The following is a 22,272-nucleotide window of genomic DNA, read 5'->3' on the forward strand; positions in this document are numbered from 1 at the left end:
TAACGATGCGTCACCTGATGTGAAGCCCTAACCCTTGCGTTGATACGGTGCCACGTTAGAAGGGGCGCAAAGAACTTGAGGGAAATGGCATGGCAACGGCACTGATTATCCTTGCAGCAGGCATGGGCACGCGCATGAACAGCGAAATGCCCAAGGTGCTGCACCAGATCGCGGGCGCGCCGATGCTGATCCACGCAATGAAATCGGGCGCGAGCCTTGAACCCGACCGCACGGTCATCGTGGCAGGCCATGGGGCCGAGGCCGTTGGCAAAGCCGCCCAAGGCTGGGACGCGCGCGCCGAGGTGGTCTTGCAGGCCGAGCAGCTGGGCACGGGCCATGGCGTGGCACAGGCCCGCAGCGCACTGGCGGACTTCGCGGGCGATGCGATTGTCCTTTATGGTGACACACCGTTCATCCGCCCCGAAACCCTGACAGCAATGGCCGCCGCGCGGCAGTTTCACGACGTGGTCGTGCTGGGGTTTGATGCGGCTGATCCGGGGCGCTACGGGCGGCTTGTGACAGCAGGCGATACACTGGAAAAAATCGTCGAGTTCAAAGAAGCAGCGGATGAAGAACGCGCCATAAGCCTTTGTAACAGCGGCGTTGTTGCAGCCGATGCCGCCACGTTGTTTGAACTGGTCGCCTTGGTGAAAAACGACAATGCCGCCGGTGAATACTACCTCACCGATATCGTTGAAATCGCGCGGGCGCGCGGGCTGTCTGCGACCGTCGTGCGCTGTGACGAGGCCGAAACCATGGGCATCAATTCGCGCGCCGAACTGGCCGTGGCCGAAGGCGCGTTTCAATCCGCGCGCCGGGCCGAGGTGCTGGCCGATGGTGTGACCTTGCAGGCCCCTGAAACTGTCTATTTCGCCCATGACACCGTGATCGGGCGCGATGCCGTGATCGAACCGAACGTGGTGTTCGGCCCCGGTGTAACGATCGAAAGCGGCGCGACGATCCGCGCCTTTTCGCACCTTGAAGGTTGCCATGTCAGCCGCGATGCGGTGGTTGGCCCTTATGCCCGCCTGCGCCCCGGCACGGAACTGGCCGATGGCGTGAAAATCGGCAACTTTGTTGAAGTGAAAAACGCGCAGATTGCTGAAGGCGCCAAGGTCAATCACCTGTCCTATATCGGTGATGCGACCGTGGGTGCCGCGACGAATATCGGCGCGGGCACCATCACCTGCAACTATGACGGCGTGTTCAAGCACCGCACGGACATCGGCGCACGGGTGTTTGTGGGGTCCAACACGATGCTGGTGGCGCCTGTCAAACTGGGCGACGATTCCATGACCGCCAGCGGATCCGTGATCACCCGCGACGTGCCCGCCGAGGCGATGGCCCTGTCGCGCACGCCGCAAGAAACCCGGCAAGGCCTCGCCAAGCGAATGTTCGAAAAGTTAAATTCCAAGAAGGCGAAAGCCGCTAAAGGAGCCTGAAAATGTGTGGTATTGTAGGTGTCTTGGGTAATCACGAGGCAGGCCCAATTCTGGTTGAGGCGCTGAAACGGCTGGAATATCGCGGCTATGACAGCGCCGGAATTGCCACTGTGCAAGACGGCCACCTTGATCGTCGCCGCGCTGTGGGCAAGCTGGTGAACCTGCAGGATGCGCTGGTCTATGATCCGCTGGCGGGCAAATCGGGTATCGGCCACACCCGCTGGGCCACGCACGGCGCACCCAACGTCAACAACGCCCACCCGCATCAGGCGGGCAAGGTCGCTGTCGTCCATAACGGGATCATCGAAAATTTCCGTGAACTGCGCGCCGAACTGGCCGAAAAGGGGATCACACACGGCACGGACACCGATACCGAAACTGTCGCCCTTCTGGCACAATCCTATATGGATCAAGGGCTTGCCCCCCGTGACGCCGCCGAACAAACCATTGCGCGCCTTGAAGGGGCTTATGCGTTGTGTTTCCTGTTTGATGGCGAAGACGACCTGCTGATCGCGGCGCGCAAAGGGTCTCCGCTGGCCATCGGCCATGGGGATGGCGAAATGTTCGTCGGGTCGGACGCCATCGCGCTGGCACCGATGACCGACCGGATCACCTATCTTGACGAAGGCGATTGGGCCGTTGTCACCCGCAATTCCGTGGAAATCCGCGATGCGGCGGGGCAATTGGCCAACCGCGACATGCGTGTGATCCAGATCGACACGGCAATGATCGACAAGGGCGGCCACAAACACTTCATGGCCAAGGAAATTGCCGAACAACCCACCGTTCTGACCGGCGCGTTGCGTCATTATCTGGCCGAGGATGGCAGCGTGACCCTGCCCGAACCCGGCCTTGATTTCACGCAGATTGACCGTCTGACCATGGTCGCCTGCGGCACGGCGTTCTATGCCTGCCTCACCGCGAAATACTGGTTTGAACAGCTGGCGGGCATCCCAGTCGAGGTCGATGTGGCATCGGAGTTCCGCTACCGCGAACCGCCGATCACCAAAGGCACAGTCGCCCTGTTTGTCAGCCAGTCGGGCGAAACGGCAGACACATTGGCGGCCCTGCGCTACTGCGCGGGCAAGGCGGAAAAGATTGTCAGTGTGGTCAATGTCCCCGAAAGTTCGATCGCGCGCGAAAGCGATTTGCCCCTGCCAATTCTGGCCGGTGCGGAAATCGGCGTGGCCTCGACCAAGGCGTTTACCTGCCAGTTGACGGTGCTGGCGATGATGGCGATCAAGGCGGCAACCGACCGTGAGCGGATCGACGCGGCCACGGCCACGCAGATGGCGGACAACCTGCGCGCAATGCCCGGCCTGATGAACGCCGCCCTGGGGATCGAGGCGCGCAGCCAGTCCATTTCGCGCAAGCTGGCCGAGGCCCGTGATATCCTGTTTCTGGGCCGCGGCCCGATGTATCCGCTTGCCCTTGAAGGCGCGCTTAAACTTAAGGAAATCAGCTATATACACGCCGAAGCTTATGCATCAGGTGAACTGAAGCACGGCCCCATCGCGCTGGTTGATGAACATGTTCCCGTCATCGTCATGGCCCCGCGCGACGCCCTGTTCGACAAGACCATCAGCAACATGCAAGAGGTCATGGCGCGCGGTGGGCAGGTCTTGCTGATCACCGACAAAAAGGGGGCCACCGAGGCCGGAGATGGCGTTTGGGAGACCATCATCATGCCCGAAGTCGATCCGTTCCTTGCCCCGATCCTTTACGCGATCCCGGCGCAATTGCTGGCCTATCATACGGCTGTCGCCAAGGGCACGGATGTGGATCAGCCGCGCAATCTGGCCAAATCGGTTACTGTCGAATGACATGGCCCGCCCCTGTCACGTTGTCGGGCGAACATGTGATCCTTGCGCCCCTGTCGCAAGATCACGCATCCGCATTGGCCCGCGCGGCGGCCGATCTGGGGCCGCTTTGGTACACGAGTATCCCCGCGCCTGACGGGATGACAGCCGAGATTGATCGCCGGTTGTCCCTGACCAATATGCAGCCCTTTACGGTGATGACGCCCGATGGCACGCCCGTGGGCATGACGACCTATATGAACACGGACGCCGTGAACAAGCGGGTCGAAATCGGATCAACGTGGCTGGGGCCAAGCGTGCAGCGCACGCCGCTCAATACCGAGGCAAAGCTGCTGTTGCTGGGCCATGCGTTCGATCATCTGGCGTGTATCGCCGTTGAATTTCGCACGCATCGCCTGAACACCCAGTCGCGCCGCGCGATAGAACGCCTTGGCGCGCAGTTCGATGGGATTCTGCGCGCGCATATGGTGCTGGCCAACGGCACGATCCGCGACACGGCCGTCTATTCGATCACCGCGCCCGAATGGCCCGTGGTCAAGGCGCATCTGACCCACCAGTTATCCCGTTGACACCAGAAGCCGCCCTTGATCAGTTGCGCACGACCGCGGATGCGGGCAAGGCCGTTGAAATGGCGCGGTATCACAAGGCCGACCGCCCCTATCTGGGCGTTGCCAACCCGGCGATTGATGCGGCTGTGAAAGACTGGCGCGCCGCGCTGGACGCCCCCGCCCGCGTGGCACTGGCCGATGGGTTATGGCGCAGCAATATCCACGAGGCCCGCATTGCTGCCGCCAAACTGCTGACCCAGGCGCGCATCCGCCCTGATGACAGCGCCGCGTGGAATTTGATCACCGCGTGGGTGCCGGATTTTGATGCTTGGGCTGTCGCGGATCATGCCAGCATCGCAGGGCAGAAACGTCTGGTCTGGCAGCCGGAACGGGTGCAGGAACTGGTCACCTGGACAACATCGGATCACATGTGGACACGCCGCGCCGCGCTGGTGATGACCCTGCCCTGGACCAAACAGAACAACCCCAAGCCGGATGAAATTGCCATTCGTGAACAGGTGCTTGGCTGGGTGGCGGGCTATGTGGACGATCCTGAATGGTTCATCCAGAAGGCCGTGGCGTGGTGGCTGCGCGACCTGTCAAAACACGATCCTGATCGCGTGCGCGGATTTCTTGAGCAATACGGCGCGCGCATGAAACCCTTTGCCCGCAAAGAGGCCGCGCGCAAGCTGGATGTCTGATATCGGCGGATATTCGTGCGGTGCCGAGTTTCCTCTCGCACGGCGCGGCGAGAACCAGTAGCTTGGGGGAAAACAGGATTGCCTCGCACATGATCAACGTCACCGCACAAGTGAACGAAATTGCTGAACGCGTCCACGACATGCGCGCGGGCAAAACCCGCTTGATGGTTGCCATTTGCGGCGCGCCCGCCAGCGGGAAATCCACCCTTGCCGCCGAGGTCGCGCGCCGTCTGACAGGGCAGAAATGCAGCGCCGCTGTGGTGCCGATGGACGGGTTCCATCTGGATAACGCCATCTTGCAAACGCGCGGTATTTTGGCCCGCAAGGGCGCGCCCGAAACCTTTGACGGGAACGGTTTCGTGCATATGGTCAATCGGTTGCGCGGCGGCGGGGATGTGGCCATCCCGGTGTTTGACCGCGCCCGTGACATTGCAATTGCCGGTGCCGAAATTGTGCCGCACGACTGTCAGGTCATTCTCGCCGAAGGGAACTACCTGTTGATGGAAACATCGCCGTGGGACCAGTTGCAACCGCTGTGGGATCTGACGGTGATGCTTGATGTGCCAATCGCCGATTTGCGTGCGCGCCTGATCCAGCGCTGGTTGTCACATGGCCTAAGCAGCCCTGCCGCCAAACGGCGCGCCGAAAGCAACGATATCCCCAATGCGCAGGCCGTGATCGACCATTCGCGTCCGGCTGATATCATCCTGAACCGCGCCTAGGGGATCGCAAAAAGCGTGATCGCCGGAAAGGCCACCAGCACCGCCACCCGCACCACATCGGACGCAACGAAAGGCAGCACCGCGCGGAATGTGCGCCCCATGGGCGTTGCCCCGTCGATCTTGTGAATGACGAACAGGTTCAGGCCCACAGGTGGCGTGATCAGCCCGACTTCGACGGTGATCAGCACCAGAATACCGAACCATATCGCAAGGTGATCAGGCGAAAGGCCAAAGTCCAAGCCACTGATCACAGGCCAGAAAATAGGGATCGTCAGCAGGATCATCGACAGGCTGTCCATCAGGCAGCCCATCACCAGATAGAACACCAGCACGATCAGCAGGACGGTCATCGGCGCAAAGGCGTATTGCGCCACCAGTTCGGTCAATTCCTGCGGAACCTGCGCCAGTGCAAGGAACCCGCGATAAAACGCGGCCCCCAGAATGATGAAAAAGATCATCGCCGTTTGCTTGGCCATGGCCAGCAGGCAGGCCCGCAGGCCCGCCCAGCCCAACCGGCCGGTGATGGCCGCAATCACCCCCGTGGCCAGCGCACCAATCGCCGCCCCGTCCGTGGGCGTGAACCAGCCGCGATAGATGCCGCCGACCACCAGCAGGAACACCAGCAGGACGGGCCAGACATCACCCAATGCGCGCATCCGGTCGCCCCATGGCAGGGCCGCGCGCGCGCCTGCGCTGTGCGGCACCACGCGCACGTAAATCGCGATCACCGCCATGTAACCAAGGGCCGCGATAATCCCCGGCACCACGGCGGCGACGAACAATTCGGCGATGTTTTGCTGGGTCAGCGTGGCATAGATCACAAGGATCACCGAAGGCGGGATCAGGATGCCAAGGGTGCCGCCCGCCGCCAGCGCCGCGCTTGCAAAGCCCCCCTCGTAGCCATAGCGGCGCAATTCCGGCAGGGCCACGCGCCCCATCGTGGCGGCTGTGGCCAGTGATGATCCGCAGATCGCGCCGAACCCGCCGCAGGCCCCCACGGCCGCCATTGCCACCCCGCCCTTGCGATGCCCCAGAAACGCCGCCGCCGCGCGAAACAGTGCCGCCGACATCCCCGAATGGGACGCAAACTGCCCCATCAGCAAAAAGAACGGCACCACCGTCAGGTCATAGTTGGCGAATGTCGTGTAGGTGTCCCCCTTGAGGCGGGCCAGCACCATGTTGGGCGATCCCGTGACCAGATACGTGCCGCCCAGCCCGCAGATCAGCATTGCCAGCCCGATGGGCGCGCGCAGGGCGATCATCAACAGGAACGCCGGGAACGACCATGCGGCCAGATCAAGCGCGTTCATCCCCGCACCTGCATAATGCGCCACGCCGCACAGTAAATGCCGACCAGTGCCGCGATCCAGGCGGCAATGCTGCTGGCGGCGTAAGACCACCAGACGGGAAACTGGATCAGGTAACTGGTTTCGCCATTGCCCAGTTTATCAAAGGTGCCGACGCTCAGGCGCGCAGCGATCAGGATGAGCGTCGCGGCAAGGATCACTTCCCAGAACGCAATCAGCACGCGCTGGATTTGCGGTGGAAACGTGTCGGCCAGAATATCGACCGTGGCATGCCCGCCGGTGATCTGACAGATCGGCAGAAAGGCAAAGATGGCAAAGGCCGCGCCCGCCGCGACCAGTTCGTAATCGCCCGTCAGCGGGCCAACGCCCGTGCCCAGCAGCCATGCGGCCACGCGCGGGGCGGCTGTTTCCAGCCAGTCCAGATGGGCGAACCCGTTGATCTGCAACCCAAGCACCGAAATCCCGACGATCCCGATCAGGCACAGCAGCACGGCCCCGCCAAGCAGGGCCATGGCCGTGGCCAGTGTCATCATGATCCGATGCAGCATCCCTGCCCCGATGGCGCCGCCCTATTGCGCGTCCGTGTGTTTGGCGATCAATGCGCGGGCCTGATCGACCAGTGCCGCGCCGTCGATGCCGCGGTCATTCATTTCACCGATCCATGTGTCCACGGTCGGCGCTGCCGCCGCGCGCCAGTCGTCCACCTGATCAGGGGACAGTGTGATGATCGTGTTGCCTTCGGCCACGGCGACGTCACGCACGGGCGCGTCAAACGCCTGGTGGGTGCGGCCGGCAAAGGCGGAAAACTCAAGACCCGAATTAGCGTCGATCACCGCTTTCAGATCATCAGGCAGCGCGTTGTAAGCATCCAGATTCATTGCGAAAACAAAGGCGAGCGTGTAGATCGACGCATCGCCGAATTCGGTGTGGTTGTCGACAAGTTCATGCACGCGCAACGCTTCGGTCACTTCCCATGGCAGGGCTGCGCCGTCGATCACGCCCTTGGACAGGGCTTCGGGCACCGCTGGCACGGGCATGCCCACCGCCGTGGCACCCAGCGCCTGAAACAGCATCGTCGTGGTGCGGGACGGTGCGCGCAGTTTCAGCCCGTCCAGATCGGCAATGTCGGTGATCGGGCGGTTGGTGTGCAACACGCCGGGGCCGTGCACCCACAGGGCCAGCACCTTTACGTCAGCGAAATCTGCATCCAGCATGTGCTCTTCGGCCAATTCCCAGAACGCACGCGAAGATGCCTCGGCGTTGGTCATCATGAAGGGCAGTTCCATGACCTCGGCATGGGGAAACCGGCCCGGCGTATAACCCGCTACCGTCCAGATGATATCGGCCACGCCATCGACGGCCTGGTCATAAAGCTGTGGCGGGGTGCCGCCCAACTGCATGGACGGAAAGCGCTGGATTTCGATGCGTCCGTCGCTGTCGGCCTCGACCTTGTCGGCCCAGACATCCAGAATTTCGGCGGGCACCACCGATGTGGCGGGCAGGAACTGGTGCAGGCGCAACGTGACCTCTTGCGCCATGGCAGCGCCAGCGAAAAGGGTTGCGGCAAGGGTGCTGCCCAACAGGGCGCGGCGGGACAGGGTCATGTGGATTCTCCGGCAGGTGACCAATTTGGCGCATATGTGCGGTGTCACGCGCTTATGTGCAAGCGCGCAAACGCCGCCCCACACGGCAAGCACGACACGCCCAGCGGCGGCCGGGCAGGATTGCACCCTGCCCGCACGGCCATTAAATGCATGGGATCACTCCCGAAAGGACACCGCAATGGATTGGATTTCGCGCTTTACCGGACTTGCGTCCCTTGAAACACCAATCCGCGATATTCTGACAGCGCGGGCCGTGATCGTGTCAGTGCCACGCGACACGGTGATCTTTGGCCCCGGCAAGGCGCCCGAAAACCTGTTGCTGCTGCTGGATGGCACGGTGCGGGTGCAACAAACCTCGGAACAGGGGCGCGAGATCGTGCTTTATCGTGTCCATGCAGGCGAAAGCTGTGTGCTGACCACGGCCTGCCTGCTGGCCTATGAAGACTACAGCGCCGAAGGGATTGCCGAAACCGATGTGCAGGCGGTCGCGATCCCGCGCACAGTGTTTGACGATCTGATTTCGCAGTCCAAGACCTTTCGCCAGTTTGTGTTTTCGGCCTATAGCCGTCGGATCACCGACCTGTTCGTCGTGATCGAGGAAATCGCCTTTCACCGTGTCGACATCCGCCTTGCCCAGCGGTTGCTGGAACTGGCAGGCTCGGATCAGGTGATCAATGCCACCCATCAACAGATGGCGGCCGAACTGGGCACCGCGCGCGAAGTGATTTCACGCCAGTTGCAGGAATTTCACCGCCGCGGTTGGGTCAGCCAGACGCGCGGCGCGATCACGGTGACCGATTTGGCGGGTCTGAACGGCCTTGCGCAAAGCGCCACTTGAAACCTGCCGCCACGTAAATACATTTCACTTATCTAATGTGTGACATTGTCACCGACGATATGCTTAGATTTCCGCATAACGCACCGGAACGGGCGATTCTGCCCGTGCCACGTGCCCCAGCTGCAACAGGACACCGACACATGACCGACTTTACACCTTATCAATCGCTGTTCGGGGGTGGGCTTATCGGCCTTGCCTCGGTTCTGCTGATGTTGACCCTTGGGCGCATCTTTGGGGCCACCGGCATTCTGGCCGGCTTTCTGCAACCCAACGACGGCCAGGACTGGGCATGGCGTGCCGCCATTCTGGCCGGCATGGTCACTGGCCCGCTGGTCTATCTGCTGTTCACCGGCGAAATGCCTGCAGTCGAAGTGCCGATCACCACGACGATGATGATCATCGGTGGCTTTATCGTCGGCATGGGCGTCACCTGGGGGGCGGGCTGCACGTCGGGCCACGGTGTTTGCGGCATGGCGCGCCTGTCGCGCAGATCCGTTGCCGCCACGGCCAGTTTCATGATTGGCACGGCGATCACCGTCTATGTCATTCGCCACGTGATCGGAGGATAACCAGATGCGTCTTCTTTCAACCTATCTGATCGGCCTTGTCTTTGGCGTTGGCATTTCGATTTCGGGCATGGCCAACCCCGCCAAAGTCCTGAACTTCTTTGATTTTGCAGGCACATGGGATCCCAGCCTAGCGTTTGTCATGGGCGGTGCGGTGATTGTCGCCTTCATCGGCTACCGGCTGGTGCTGAAACGCCCTGCCCCCGTGATGGACCAGAAATTCCACCTGCCATCCAACAGCAAGATTGACGCCAAACTGGTTGGCGGGAGCCTGGTATTCGGGATCGGCTGGGGCATCGCGGGCTTTTGCCCCGGTGGCGCCCTGCCTGCCCTTGGCACCGGCAATACAGACGTTTTCATTTTCACCGCTGCGCTGATCGCGGGCATCTTTGCGGCCAAGGGCCTTGGCGCGATGATGGTCAACCGCGCCGTCACCAAAGCACACTAACCGGAGGACACCATGAGCAACTATCCCATTCATATGGACGTCAAACCCGAGGTCGAAGCCTTTTTTGACGAAGCGACTAACACCATTTCCTATGTGGTCAAAGACCCGACCAGCAACGCCTGTGCCGTGGTCGATAGTGTCATGGACATTGATTACGCCGCAGGGCGGATCACCTATGACCACGCCGATATGATGATCGCCTATATCCGCGACAAGGGGCTTGATCTGCAATGGATCATCGAAACCCATGTTCATGCCGACCACCTGTCGGCCGCGCCCTACATCCAGCAGCAGCTGGGCGGCAAGATCGGCATCGGCGACCAGATCATGGTCGTGCAGGACACCTTTGGCAAAGTGTTCAACGAAGGCACCGAATTCCAGCGCGACGGCAGCCAGTTCGACGCCCTGTTCAAGGATGGCGACAGCTATCAGGTCGGCAACATGGACGTCACCGCGATCTACACCCCCGGCCACACACCTGCCTGCATGGTGCATGTGATGGGCAACGCCGCCTTTACGGGCGACACTCTGTTCATGCCCGACGGCGGATCGGCCCGCGCCGATTTTCCCGGTGGTGACGCTGGCACGCTGTTTGACAGCATTCAAAAGGTGCTGGCCCTGCCCGACGACATGCGCCTGTTCATGTGCCACGATTATGGCCCCAATGGCCGTGACATTCAGTGGGAAACCACCGTGGGTGATGAAAAGGCCCACAACATCCATGTGGGCGGCGGCAAATCGCGTGCCGAGTTCGTGAAATTCCGCACCGAACGGGACGCGGTTCTGGACATGCCCAAGCTGATCATCCCGTCCCTGCAAGTGAACATGCGCGCGGGCGAGGTGCCAACGGACAAGGACGGTAACCCGATGCTCAAAGTGCCTGTGAACGCCCTGTAAGGAGAGCCCCAATGGACCTGCGCGCCATCAATGCGACCTTGTCGGTCAGCCCGCAAATTCTGGCCCGTGATCTGCAAAAGATCGCTGATCAGGGCTATCGTGCGGTCGTGTGCAACCGCCCCGATGGTGAAGGCGCCGACCAGCCGACATTCGAGGAAATCGAAGCCGCGGCCAAGGCGGTTGGTCTTGAGGCGCGCTATGTTCCTGTCGTGGCCGGCAAGGTGCTGGACACGGACGCCGATGCCTTTGGCGCGGCGATGGATCAGCTTCCAAAGCCGGTGCTGGCCTATTGCCGCACGGGCACCCGCTCGGCCACGCTGTGGTCGCTGTCGCAGGCCACGACCCTGAGCGTGGCGGATATTCTGGCGGCAACCAAATCCGCCGGATACGATATGGCGGGCGTTGTCCGCCGGATCGTCAATGGCGGCAAGACGCCCACCGACCGCGCCGATGCGTCCTATGACGTCGTGATTGTCGGGGCCGGTGCGGCTGGGATCGCCGTGGCATCCAGCATTGAATCCCGCACCCTTGGACTGAACATCGCAGTGATCGACCCTGCCGATGTCCACTATTACCAACCCGGCTGGACGATGGTTGGCGGCGGCATCTTTGATGCGCAATCCACTGCGAAAACCATGGCCAGCCTGATCCCGCGCGGCGTGCACTGGATCAAATCCGCCGTGGCCGCCTTTGAGCCCAAGGACAACGCGGTGATCCTTGATGGGTGTCGTGTGGTGAAATACAAACGCCTGATCGTCTGTCCCGGCCTGAAACTGGACTGGCACAAGGTTGACGGGCTGGTGGATACACTGGGCAAGAACGGCGTGACCTCGAATTATCGTTATGATCTGGCCCCTTACACATGGGATCTGGTCAGCGGCATGAAACAGGGCCGCGCGTTGTTTACCCAGCCGCCCATGCCGATCAAATGCGCAGGTGCGCCACAAAAGGCGATGTATCTGTCCGGTGATCACTGGTTCCGTCAGGGTGTGCTTGATAACATCGACATCCAGTTCATGAATGCGGGTGGTGTGCTGTTCGGCGTCAAGGACTACGTGCCTGCACTGGAACAATACGTGCAGAAATACGGCGCCGACCTGAACTTTTTCCACAACCTTGTCGCCGTCGATGGCCCTGCCAAAACCGCATGGTTCGACGTGGCCAAGCCCGACACACCCGTGGAACGCATCGCGGTGGAATTCGACATGATGCACGTCACGCCGCCACAGACCGCGCCCGATTTCATCCGTGTTTCGCCGCTGGCGGATGCTGCCGGTTGGGTCGACGTGGATCAGGCCACCCTGCGCCACACCGAATACGACAACATCTGGTCACTGGGCGATGTGATGAACGCGCCCAACGCCAAAACGGCTGCCGCCGCGCGGATGCAAGCGCCTGTGGTCGCCAACAATGTGGTTGCCGATATCAACGGCAAATCCGCAGCGGCGCAGTATAACGGTTATGGGTCATGTCCGCTGACGGTGGAACGGGGCAAGATCGTGCTGGCGGAATTCGGTTATGGCGGCACCTTGCTGCCCAGTTTCCCGACATGGGTGATCGACGGCACAAAACCGACCCGCGCAGCCTGGTTGCTCAAGGAAAAGATCCTCCCGCCGGTCTATTGGAAAGCCATGCTGCGGGGCCGTGAATGGTTGGCCAAGCCGGAAAAAATCTCGGCCAGTTAACTCGCAATCCAGATCACTCCTGCTGGCGGGGCCGCGTGGCCCTGCCCCGATGAAAGCCGCCTATGTCCCGCCCCCTTGCCCGCTATTTGCCTATCCTTGACTGGGGTCGCACCTATGATCGCGAGGCCCTGTCCAATGACCTGATCGCCGCGCTGATCGTGACGATCATGCTGATCCCGCAGTCGCTGGCCTATGCGTTGCTGGCGGGATTGCCAGCGGAAATGGGGCTTTACGCATCAATCGCGCCGATCATGCTGTATGCGATTTTCGGCACCAGCCGCGCGCTGGCCGTTGGACCTGTGGCGGTCGTGTCATTGATGACAGCCGCTGCAATTGGCAACGTCGCCGAAGCGGGCACGGCGGGCTATATCGCCGCCGCGATCACCCTTGCGGCGCTGTCGGGTGGTATCCTGCTGCTGATGGGCGTTTTCCGGCTGGGGTTCCTTGCCAACTTCCTGTCCCACCCTGTGATTGCCGGTTTTATCACCGCTTCGGGCGTGCTGATCGCCGCCAGCCAGTTGAAACATATCCTTGGGGTCGACGCGGGCGGGCATACGCTGATCCACCTGATCGAAAGCCTGTGGCAACACCTGCCCGACACCAACCTGATCACGCTGGTCATCGGCGCAAGCGCCACCGCGTTCCTGTTCTGGGTCCGCAAGGGGCTGAAACCGATGTTGCTGGCGCTTGGCCTTTCCAAACGCATGGCCGATATCGGCACCAAGGCGGGTCCTGTCGCCGCCGTGGTCGTCACCACTGCTGTTGTCTGGCTGTTTGGGCTAGACGCACAGGGCGTTAAAATCGTCGGCGCGGTGCCCCAAAGCTTGCCGCCCCTGACCATGCCAAACCTCTCGCTTGATCTGGTGCAGGCCTTGTTCGTCCCTGCATTGCTGATTTCGATCATTGGCTTTGTGGAATCCATTTCCGTGGCGCAAACCCTTGCGGCCAAGAAACGCCAACGCATTGATCCCGATCAGGAACTGATCGGTCTGGGGGCGGCCAATATCGGGGCGGCCTTTACGGGCGGGTATCCGGTGACGGGCGGGTTTTCACGCTCGGTCGTGAACTTTGATGCGGGTGCGGAAACCCCTGCCGCCGGTGCCTACACTGCCATCGGGCTGGCCATTGCGGCCCTTGCCCTGACCCCGCTGATCTTTTTCCTGCCAAAGGCCACGCTTGCCGCTACGATCATCGTCGCGGTGCTGTCACTGGTGGATTTCGGCATCCTGAAACGCACATGGGGGTATTCGCGCGCTGACTTTCTGGCGGTGTTGACGACGATCCTGCTGACCCTTGGGTTCGGGGTAGAAGTGGGTGTATCGGCGGGTGTGATCATCTCGATCTTTCTGCATCTTTATACATCGTCCAAGCCGCATATCGCCGAGGTGGGGCTTGTGGCGGGCACCCAGCATTTCCGCAACATCAAGCGTCACAAGGTCATGACATTTCCCACCCTTTTGACCCTGCGGATCGACGAAAGCCTGTATTTTGCCAATGCCCGCTATCTTGAGGATTATGTTTATGATCGCGTGATAACGGACAAGAACCTGACCGATGTGGTGATCATGTGTTCGGCAATCAACGAGATTGACATGTCCGCGCTGGAAAGCCTCGAGGCAATCAATGCGCGGCTGCGCGATCTTGGCATGCGCCTGCATCTGTCCGAAGTGAAGGGGCCGGTGATGGACCGGTTGCAGCGCTCGCATTTCCTGGATGAGCTGACGGGCGACGTGTTCCTGTCGCAATATGACGCCCATCACCAGTTGGGCGCGGGTGGGTCTTGACCCACCTTACAGGCTGACGGGTAAGGTGGGTTTCAACCCACGCCCGTCAGGCGATAATCTCGAACTTGGCGACATCCACCAGCCCGCGATCGGTGATTTTCAGCATCGGGATGACGGGTAGCGCCAGAAAGGCCAGTTGCAAGAACGGCTCTTCCAGCGTGACGCCAAGGCTGCGCGCAGCTGTGCGCAAGTCCTCCAAAGCGGCGCGCACGACTTCAAAGGGTTCAAGGCTCATCAACCCCGCAACCGGCAGTGCGAGTTCCGCCAGCACCTTGCCATCCGCGACCACAACGAACCCGCCCTCAAGTTCGCCCAGCCGCGTGGCCGCGAGCGCCATATCCGCATCATTCACGCCGACACAGGCGATGTTGTGATGGTCGTGACAGACGGTCGAGGCAATCGCGCCGCGCTGCAACCCGAACCCCTGCACGAACCCCGTGGCGATATTGCCGTTGATCCCGTGGCGTTCCACCACGGCGATTTTCACCAGATCACGGGTCAGATCTGCCGCCTTGTCGCCGTCGGTAATGGCGATGTCGTAATGCAGGTGTTCGGTAATGATCTTGCCGGGCAGGATGCCGATCACATCGGTGTCGCTTTTGTTCGAGGTATTGCGAAAATCGCGCGCGGTGACGGCGGGCGCCTTGACCGACGCGCGCCCGATGGGTGGTGTGATTTTGCGTGCGTCAAACGCTGCCTGCCCCACCTGCACACCACCGCAGAACACGATCTGCGCGTCACAGTTTTGCAAACTTCCCAGCGCCACGATATCCGCCCGTTTGCCCGGTGCGATCTGGCCACGATCCTTGAGCCCGAACGCCTCGGCCGCTGACAGGCTGGCGGCGCGATAGATCGCCAAGGGCGGCACGCCGCGTGCAATCGCCGTGCGGATCACGAAATCAAGGTGGCCATGTTCGCCGATATCAAGCGGGTTCCGGTCATCGGTGCACAGGCACATGTAGGGCGATGTCCGTTCATCCAGCAGGGGCAGCAGCGCGTCCATATCCTTGCTGACAGACCCTTCGCGGATCAGAACGCGCATCCCCTTTTGCAGCTTTTCGCGGGCTTCATCCGCCGAGGTCGCCTCGTGTTCGGTGCGGATGCCGGCGGCGATATAGGCGTTCAGATCGCGCCCCGACAGCATCGGCGCATGGCCATCAATATGGCGGCCTGCGAATGCATCCAGTTTGGCCATCAATCCCGCATCACGGTGGATCACGCCGGGGTAGTTCATCACCTCGGCCAGCCCGATCACCGCCGGGTGGTCCATAAGCGGGATAAGATCATCGGCCTCGATCCGTGCGCCCGCGGTTTCCATATCGGTCGAAGGCACGCAGGACGACAGGTTGACGCGAATATCCAGCACGGTTTTCAGTGCCGCTTGCAGAAAATAATCAATCCCCGCCACACCCAGCACATTGGCAATCTCGTGCGGGTCGCAGATCGCCGTGGTGACACCCAAAGGCGTGACCAGACGGTCAAATTCAAACGGGGTGACAAGGCTGCTTTCGATATGCAGATGCGTGTCGATAAAGCCGGGCACCAGGGTCAGGCCCGTCACATCGACAACCTGTTTCCCTTCATAACCGGCACATGTTCCGACAATCGTATCGCCGCAAATTGCAACGTCCCCGTCCAGAAACGCGCCCGTCACCACATCAAACACCCGCCCGCCGCGCAGCACGATATCGGCGGGTTGATCCCCGCGCCCCTGTGCGATGCGGTCGGTCAGGTTGGACATGTCAAACCCTAAAGGCGGCTAAGGTAATAGCGATATTCCACCGAGGTAATGATCGAGGCCAGCGCGCCAATCTCGTCACGGCGAACGGCGGCATAGATATGGCGGTAATCCTCGCCAAAGATATCGGCGATGAAATCGGATCCGGCAAAGTATTCCACGGCTGTGGTCCAGTCGTGGGTCAGCACTTCGGATTCGCTTGAATTATCATCATCCAGCGGCAGTGGCAGCGGGCAGTCGTTTTCCAACCCGTAAAGCATGCCACCCAGCACGGCCGCCAGCACCAGATAGGGGTTCACATCCGCGCCGCTGATGCGGTGTTCCAGACGCGCGCCCATGCCGTTGACTTCGGGCAGGCGAATACCCGCGCCACGATGGTCCACGCCCCAATCGGGCGCCGATGGGGCAAAGCTATTAGGCTGGAACCGGCGGTATGAATTCATATGCGGCGCAAAGATCGCCTGCGCGTCGCGCATGGTCGCCAGCGTTCCGGCCACGGCCTTTTTGAGGGTATCTGACACCTCGTCTTCGACCAATGAGGCAAAGATGTTCTTGCCGTTCATGTCTAGAACCGAGGCATGCACATGCATCCCGCTGCCCGGTTCATCGGCGTAGGGTTTGGCCATGAACGTGGCCTCGAACCCGTGTTTGTCGACGATCGCCAGCACCATGCGTTTGAACAGCAGCGCTGTGTCGGCGGCTTCCAGCACGTTGTCGGTGTGGTGGAAATTCACCTCGAACTGGCCGGGGCCATATTCGGCGATGAGGGTATCTGTCGCCAGTCCTTGCGCGCGCGCGGAATCGAGGATTTCCGTCAGGATCGCTTCGGAGTGGTTGAGCACCTCAAGGTCATAGTTCTGCGCATCGGGCAGCCCTTCGGGCGGGGTTGGCGGATCGGTGCTTTCGTCACGTTTTTGCACGATGTAGAATTCAAGCTCGGTTGCAACAACGGGGGTCAGCCCCTTGGCGGCGAACCGTTCTGCCACGTCCTGCAGGTGATAGCGGGTCGACAGGGTGCTTAGCTTGCCCTCCTCGTCAACCATTTCCACCAGGACCTGGGCCACGTTGCCCTCGGCCCAGGGCATATTCTTTAGACTGCCCGCAATCGGGACGATCACCCCGTCAGGATCGCCGATCAGGATGCCAAGGCCCGTGGCCTCGACCTCGGTGCCAAGGATGTTGGGCGCATAGGTGGACAGCGGCAGCCGCACGGTGCCTTGTTCGAATTTGTTGACCTGATCGCCGGGCAACCACTTGCCGCGCAGCACGGCGTTGATGTCACACAGCATCAGCTCGATCCGGTCCGGTTCGCCGAACTCCTTGCAATAGGCCTTATACTCGGCCTCGAAATCAGTCATTTTGTTCCGCTTTCCGTTCGTCCGCTGCCCGACGGGTCATCGCGCGCTTGGAGACAAGTGAGGCCGTGATGACGCCGACCGTGACGATGCCGATCATGATCGTGGACAAGGCGTTGATTTCGGGCGTGACACCCAAGCGCACAGCGCTGAAAATCCGGATCGGCAAGGTGGTCGAGGACGGCCCCGAGGTGAAGGACGCAATCACCAGATCATCCAGTGACAGGGTAAAGGCCAAGAGCCAACCCGAAATCACCGCAGGCGCAATGATAGGCAGTGTAACGAGGCGGAAAGCATCAAACGGGCTGCACCCCAGATCAAGGGCGGCTTCTTCGACCGAGCGGTCGAAACTGGCAAGACGGGACGACACGACAACCGACACATAGCACATCGAAAATGTCGCATGGGCCAGCACGATCGTCATGACACCGCGGTCCAGCCCGATGGCGATGAACAGCAGCAGCAGCGACAGGCCGGTGATCACTTCGGGCATCACAAGCGGGGCATAGATCATCCCCGAAAACAGCGTGCGCCCCAGAAACCGCCCGCCGCGCACCAGCACATAGGCCGCCATGGTGCCAAGGATCGTCGCGAATGTGGACGACCAGAACGCCACCTTGATCGTGACCCAGGCCGCGCTCAGGAAGGCCTCGTTCTGGAACAGTTCGCCATACCATTTGGTCGAAAAGCCGGCCCAGACGGTCACAAGACGCAATTCATTGAAGCTGTAGATGATCAGGATGATCATCGGCAGATACAGGAATGCGAAACCCAGCGTCAGCGCCGTGGCATTGAACCATGAGAAACGTCTCATCCCTCGGCCTCCCGCTGTTTCTGCTCGTTGCGCTGGAACAGCACGATGGGCACGATCAGGATCAACAGCAGGATCACCGCCACCGCCGAAGCCACGGGCCAGTCACGGTTGTTAAAGAATTCTTCCCACAACACCTTGCCGATCATCAGGGTTTCCGACCCGCCAAGGATCGACGGAATGACAAATTCGCCCAGCGCCGGAATGAACACAAGGAAACAACCGGCAATAATGCCCGCCTTGGACAGCGGGATTGTCACCAGCCAAAAGGCCGACAGGCGCGAACAGCCCAAATCTTCGGCGGCTTCCAGCAGGCTTTCGTCCATCTTTTCCAATGCCGCGTAGATGGGCAGCACCATGAAGGGCAGATAAGTGTAAACAATGCCGATATAGACGGCCATGTTGGTGTTCAGGATCGCCAACGGCTGATCAATCACCCCAATGCCCAGCAAGATCTGGTTCAGGAACCCTTCGTTGCTGAGAATGCCGATCCACGCGTAAACGCGGATCAGGAAACTGGTCCAGAACGGCAGGATGATCAGCATCATCAAGGTCGGGCGCCATTCAGGCGCTGCGCGCGCCATGCCATAGGCAATGGGATAGCCCACCAGCAGGGTCGCCGTCGTCGAGATAAAGGCGATTTGCAGGCTTGAAAGATAGGCCTTCCAATAAAGCGCGTCACTGGCCAGAAACGCGAAATTCTCGAAATCAAGTTGGCTGAAAAAGTCACGTATCCCCGCCCAGCCTTGGGAAAAATCAAGCGTCGGCGTGTAGGGCGGAATGGCCAGCGCACCATCCGAAAGCGAGATTTTCAGCACGATCCCGAAGGGCACCAGAAACAGCGCGGCCAGCCACAGATAGGGCACGGCAATCAGGAAAATGCGGCGGAAATTCATGTCCCGCCCCTACTGCGTGAGGATGATACCGGCGGTGTCGGTCCACGACAGCCAAACGGTATCTTCCCAGGTGATGTCACGGCGCGAAATGCGGCGCGAGTTGGTCGCCTGTGCCTTGACGACATTTCCGGTCGGCAATTCGACGTGATAGGTGGACACGTTGCCAAGATAGGCAATGTCCAGAACCTTGCCCTGCATCGCATTGGCCCGGTCGGCCGGACGTTCCGCGGAAATCGCCACCTTTTCGGGACGGATCGCGTAATAGCCGCGTGTGCCCTCGGTGATGCGCTGTTCGGCATGGCCGATGATGGGCGCCTGCCCTTCGGCCCAGTGGATGTGGTGCACATCGCCTTCTTGCGGGCTGACGTTGCCTTCGATGATGTTCACGTCACCGATGAAATCGGCCACGTAAACGGAATTGGGGTTTTCATAGATGCGGTCGGGCGTTTCGATCTGCACAATCCGCCCTTCGTCCATGACCGCGATGCGCGAGGCGACAGTCATCGCCTCTTCCTGGTCGTGGGTCACGATCACGAATGTGGTGCCGGTCTTTTCCTGAATATCCATCAGTTCAAACTGCGTGTCCTGACGCAGCTTTTTGTCCAGCGCGCCCAGCGGTTCGTCCAGCAACAGCAGTTTCGGTGCCTTGGCCAGTGACCGCGCCAGCGCGATCCGCTGGCGTTGCCCGCCCGACACCTGATGCGGTTTGCGCCGTGCCAGTTTTTCCAGCCGGGTCAGACGCAGCATTTCGTCAACCCGCGTGGCGATCTGATCCTTTGGCATCTTGTCGCGTTTCAAACCAAAAGCGATGTTGTCATAGACCGACAGATGCGGAAACAGCGCGTAGGACTGGAACATCATGTTCACAGCGCGTTTGTTGGGGGGCAGTTTGCCCACGTCCACACCATCAATGCTGATCTTGCCGGTCGTGGCGTTTTCAAAACCCGCCAGCATCCGCATCATCGTCGTCTTGCCGCAGCCCGAAGGGCCAAGAAGCGCAAAGAACTCTTGCGGGTAAATATCCAGCGTCAGGTCATCAATCGCAACAAAATCACCAAAGCGCTTTGTCACATTTTCAAACTTGATCAACGGCTTGGCGCTTGCATCTTCCCAAGGGGCAAAGACGTCTTTTTCATTTACGGGCATGTTGGCAGCCTATTCTAAAGGTGCCCGGACCAGCAGTTGGTCCGGGCCAGGGTCAGTTTAGGTGCCTGACTTGATGCGTGTCCACATCCGTGTGACCACGCGCTGCACGCGCGCATCATAGGGGCGTGTCGTATAAAGGTTTTCCAGCGTTGCCGCGTCAGGATAGATTGCCGTGTCGCCAATCACGTCCTCGACCAGAAACTCCTGCGAGGCAAAGTTGCCGTTGGCGTAGTAAACATAGTTCGACGCGGCTGCCATGTTCTGCGCATCCATGATGAAATCAAGGAACTTGTGTGCGCCTTCGGGGTTTGGCGCATCCGCCGGAATGGCCATCATGTCAAACCACATCAGCGCCCCTTCGGTCGGCGCATTATAAGCGATTTCCACGCCATTCTCGGCCTCGGCGGCGCGATCACGGGCTTGCAGGATGTCACCGGACCAGCCGAAAGCGACGCAGATGTCACCATTGGCCAGTGCGTTGATGTATTCCGAGCTGTGGAATTTGGTCACATAGGGCTGCACGGCGGCCAGCACCGGTTCGGCCAGCGCGATCACATCAGGGTCCTGGCTGTCGGGGTCTTCACCGATATAGGCCAGCGCGGCAGGGACAAGTTCGACAGGCGCATCAAGGAAATGAACGCCGCAATCGGCCAGCTTTTCCATATTGGCCGGATCAAAGATCAGCGAGAGCGAATCCATGGGGGCATCTTCACCAAGCGCTTCGGTCACCTTGCCGATGTTCACGCCAAGGCCGGTCGTGCCCCACATGTAGTTGATCGCATACAGGTTGCCGGGGTCATACTGGTCGGTGCGCGCCTGAATGACGTCCCACAGGTTGCCCGAATTTGGCAGCATGTCGTAATCAAGCGGCTGAAAGGCACCGGCGGTGATCTGGCGTTGCAGGAATGTGCCCGATGGCACAACGATGTCATACCCCGACCCGCCCGCAAGCATCTTGGTTTCAAGCACTTCGTTCGAATCAAACACGTCATAGATCAGGTCGATACCGGTTTCTTCCTCGAACTGGGTCAGCAATTCTTCGTCGATGTAATCGGACCAGTTATAGACGCGCACTTCTTCGGCGCTGACTGCACCGGCAGCGATAACCGCAGTGGCCGCGATCGACAGCATATACTTGTTCATTGTGGTTCTCCCGTTGAGATTCCGAGGGGCTTGTGCCCTTTCACTTTGCAAATGTGATCAAATTTGGCACCATAATGCAATATCGTTGTTTAGGCAGTTTGGCCGCCCGCACCAAAGCGCAGACCCATGCACAGGATTTCAGCACGCCGATGAAAGACCAATCCGAAGCCACCAAGGCGAACCCGCCCGCTCATGAACTGACCTACCGCGCCCTGCGCGATATGGTTCTGTTCGGAGAGCTTGCACCGGGCCAACCCGTCACCATCCAGGGCCTTGTTGCCAGCCTTGGCACGGGCATCACGCCGGTGCGCGAAGCAATCCGCCGCTTGACGGCCGAGGGCGCACTGGAAGCCAAGGGAAACAGGCGAATTGCGGTGCCCGTTCTTGATCTGGGGCAGTTGGACCAGCTGTCATTTGCGCGCGCGCAGATCGAACCACATCTGGCAGCCTTGGCCACGGCGCAGATGACCAAGGGTCTGATCGACCAGCTGACACAGATTGACACCGCCTTGAACAGCGCCATCCAGCAGGGCGATATCCGTGGCTATCTGGAACACAATCACACCTTTCACAGCGTGCTTTACGATGCGGCCGATGCGCAGATTCTGGCGGGCATGGCAGCGGGCCTTTGGCTGCGGGTCGGACCTTCCCTGCGGGTGGTCTGCGGGCGAATCGGCACGCAGAACCTGCCCGACATGCACGACGCCGCGCTTCACGAGATGCGCGCGGGAAACCCGGCAGGTGTGGCAGCCGCCATCGCCGCCGACATCGCGCAAGGCCACGAACATATTCGCGCGGACCTTTCTGCGCAATAATTTGAT

21 protein-coding genes are annotated in these 22,272 nt (G+C 60.5%); 12 read left to right on the top strand and 9 right to left on the bottom strand.

Features of this window, described 5'->3' with window-relative positions; translation table 11 throughout:
• The first annotated feature begins 89 nt into the window (after nucleotides 1-89).
• The 5 genes from glmU (at nucleotide 90) to SJY21_RS04520 (ending at nucleotide 5,233) form a co-directional block, all read left to right on the top strand.
• Nucleotides 90-1,442 carry a bifunctional UDP-N-acetylglucosamine diphosphorylase/glucosamine-1-phosphate N-acetyltransferase GlmU gene (glmU, locus tag SJY21_RS04500; RefSeq protein WP_377506797.1) on the top strand — a complete coding sequence of 451 codons (1,353 nt, stop codon included), beginning with the start codon at nucleotides 90-92 and terminating at the stop codon, nucleotides 1,440-1,442.
• Nucleotides 1,443-1,444: 2 nt separating this feature from the next.
• Complete coding sequence (gene glmS / locus SJY21_RS04505; protein WP_377506800.1) at nucleotides 1,445-3,265, top strand: glutamine--fructose-6-phosphate transaminase (isomerizing); 1,821 nt, start codon at nucleotides 1,445-1,447, stop codon at nucleotides 3,263-3,265.
• Nucleotides 3,262-3,831 (top strand): GNAT family N-acetyltransferase, encoded by a 570-nt coding sequence (locus SJY21_RS04510; protein ID WP_377506802.1) that lies wholly within the window; start codon nucleotides 3,262-3,264, stop codon nucleotides 3,829-3,831. The genes glmS and SJY21_RS04510 overlap by 4 nt, the downstream gene beginning before the upstream one ends.
• A complete protein-coding gene (locus SJY21_RS04515; protein WP_377506805.1) occupies nucleotides 3,828-4,511 on the top strand; it encodes a DNA alkylation repair protein in 684 nt (227 codons plus the stop codon). Before SJY21_RS04510 ends, SJY21_RS04515 begins: the two co-directional genes overlap by 4 nt.
• Before the next feature lie 89 nt (nucleotides 4,512-4,600).
• Nucleotides 4,601-5,233 (top strand): nucleoside/nucleotide kinase family protein, encoded by a 633-nt coding sequence (locus tag SJY21_RS04520; RefSeq protein WP_377506807.1) that lies wholly within the window; start codon nucleotides 4,601-4,603, stop codon nucleotides 5,231-5,233.
• Here SJY21_RS04520 and SJY21_RS04525 read toward each other — a convergent pair.
• From SJY21_RS04525 to SJY21_RS04535, 3 genes are read right to left on the bottom strand one after another with little or no spacing between them, the layout of a single operon-like run.
• Complete coding sequence (locus SJY21_RS04525) at nucleotides 5,230-6,543, bottom strand: TRAP transporter large permease (RefSeq protein ID WP_377513147.1); 1,314 nt, start codon at nucleotides 6,541-6,543, stop codon at nucleotides 5,230-5,232. The genes SJY21_RS04520 and SJY21_RS04525 overlap by 4 nt on opposite strands.
• Nucleotides 6,540-7,088: a TRAP transporter small permease subunit gene (locus SJY21_RS04530; protein ID WP_377506810.1), complete on the bottom strand. Its 549-nt coding sequence runs from the start codon at nucleotides 7,086-7,088 to the stop codon at nucleotides 6,540-6,542. Before SJY21_RS04530 ends, SJY21_RS04525 begins: the two co-directional genes overlap by 4 nt.
• A gap of 21 nt (nucleotides 7,089-7,109) precedes the next feature.
• The gene (locus SJY21_RS04535) at nucleotides 7,110-8,144 is read right to left on the bottom strand and encodes a TRAP transporter substrate-binding protein (RefSeq protein ID WP_377506813.1); all 1,035 of its coding nucleotides are present in this window, start codon (nucleotides 8,142-8,144) and stop codon (nucleotides 7,110-7,112) included.
• A gap of 178 nt (nucleotides 8,145-8,322) precedes the next feature.
• On the opposite strand from SJY21_RS04535, the gene SJY21_RS04540 reads away from it, so the two are divergent.
• From SJY21_RS04540 to SJY21_RS04565, 6 genes are all read left to right on the top strand, one after another.
• Nucleotides 8,323-8,982, top strand: coding sequence for a Crp/Fnr family transcriptional regulator (locus SJY21_RS04540; protein WP_377506816.1), 660 nt, complete (start codon nucleotides 8,323-8,325; stop codon nucleotides 8,980-8,982).
• A 59-nt stretch (nucleotides 8,983-9,041) separates the two neighbouring features.
• On the top strand, nucleotides 9,042-9,551 hold the full coding sequence (locus SJY21_RS04545; RefSeq protein WP_377506819.1) for a YeeE/YedE family protein: 510 nt from the start codon (nucleotides 9,042-9,044) through the stop codon (nucleotides 9,549-9,551).
• A gap of 4 nt (nucleotides 9,552-9,555) precedes the next feature.
• Complete coding sequence (locus tag SJY21_RS04550) at nucleotides 9,556-9,996, top strand: DUF6691 family protein (RefSeq protein ID WP_377506822.1); 441 nt, start codon at nucleotides 9,556-9,558, stop codon at nucleotides 9,994-9,996.
• Nucleotides 9,997-10,008: 12 nt separating this feature from the next.
• Nucleotides 10,009-10,893 (top strand): MBL fold metallo-hydrolase, encoded by an 885-nt coding sequence (locus tag SJY21_RS04555; protein WP_377506825.1) that lies wholly within the window; start codon nucleotides 10,009-10,011, stop codon nucleotides 10,891-10,893.
• 11 nt (nucleotides 10,894-10,904) lie between these two features.
• Nucleotides 10,905-12,578: a TIGR01244 family sulfur transferase gene (locus SJY21_RS04560; RefSeq protein WP_377506828.1), complete on the top strand. Its 1,674-nt coding sequence runs from the start codon at nucleotides 10,905-10,907 to the stop codon at nucleotides 12,576-12,578.
• 62 nt (nucleotides 12,579-12,640) lie between these two features.
• The gene (locus SJY21_RS04565; RefSeq protein WP_377506831.1) at nucleotides 12,641-14,362 is read left to right on the top strand and encodes a SulP family inorganic anion transporter; all 1,722 of its coding nucleotides are present in this window, start codon (nucleotides 12,641-12,643) and stop codon (nucleotides 14,360-14,362) included.
• 46 nt (nucleotides 14,363-14,408) lie between these two features.
• Here the strand turns inward: SJY21_RS04565 and ade are convergent, their stop codons facing one another.
• Genes ade through SJY21_RS04595 form a run of 6 tightly spaced genes read right to left on the bottom strand, consistent with a single transcriptional unit; the run spans nucleotide 14,409 to nucleotide 21,451 of the window.
• Nucleotides 14,409-16,103 carry an adenine deaminase gene (gene ade / locus SJY21_RS04570; RefSeq protein WP_377506833.1) on the bottom strand — a complete coding sequence of 565 codons (1,695 nt, stop codon included), beginning with the start codon at nucleotides 16,101-16,103 and terminating at the stop codon, nucleotides 14,409-14,411.
• A gap of 8 nt (nucleotides 16,104-16,111) precedes the next feature.
• Nucleotides 16,112-17,458, bottom strand: coding sequence for a glutamine synthetase family protein (locus tag SJY21_RS04575; RefSeq protein WP_377506836.1), 1,347 nt, complete (start codon nucleotides 17,456-17,458; stop codon nucleotides 16,112-16,114).
• Nucleotides 17,451-18,269 (bottom strand): ABC transporter permease, encoded by an 819-nt coding sequence (locus tag SJY21_RS04580; RefSeq protein ID WP_377506839.1) that lies wholly within the window; start codon nucleotides 18,267-18,269, stop codon nucleotides 17,451-17,453. Before SJY21_RS04580 ends, SJY21_RS04575 begins: the two co-directional genes overlap by 8 nt.
• Nucleotides 18,266-19,162: an ABC transporter permease subunit gene (locus tag SJY21_RS04585; RefSeq protein WP_377506842.1), complete on the bottom strand. Its 897-nt coding sequence runs from the start codon at nucleotides 19,160-19,162 to the stop codon at nucleotides 18,266-18,268. Before SJY21_RS04585 ends, SJY21_RS04580 begins: the two co-directional genes overlap by 4 nt.
• 9 nt (nucleotides 19,163-19,171) lie before the next feature.
• A complete protein-coding gene (locus SJY21_RS04590; protein WP_377506845.1) occupies nucleotides 19,172-20,308 on the bottom strand; it encodes an ABC transporter ATP-binding protein in 1,137 nt (378 codons plus the stop codon).
• A 57-nt stretch (nucleotides 20,309-20,365) separates the two neighbouring features.
• Entirely contained in the window at nucleotides 20,366-21,451 is a 1,086-nt protein-coding gene (locus tag SJY21_RS04595; protein WP_377506848.1) for a polyamine ABC transporter substrate-binding protein, read from the bottom strand.
• Between the two features lie 98 nt (nucleotides 21,452-21,549).
• Between SJY21_RS04595 and SJY21_RS04600 the strand changes: the two genes are divergently transcribed.
• Nucleotides 21,550-22,266: a GntR family transcriptional regulator gene (locus SJY21_RS04600; RefSeq protein ID WP_377506851.1), complete on the top strand. Its 717-nt coding sequence runs from the start codon at nucleotides 21,550-21,552 to the stop codon at nucleotides 22,264-22,266.
• Nucleotides 22,267-22,272 lie beyond the last annotated feature (6 nt).

This window comes from Octadecabacter sp. R77987 (genome assembly GCF_042466115.1).
Taxonomy (GTDB): domain Bacteria; phylum Pseudomonadota; class Alphaproteobacteria; order Rhodobacterales; family Rhodobacteraceae; genus SW4.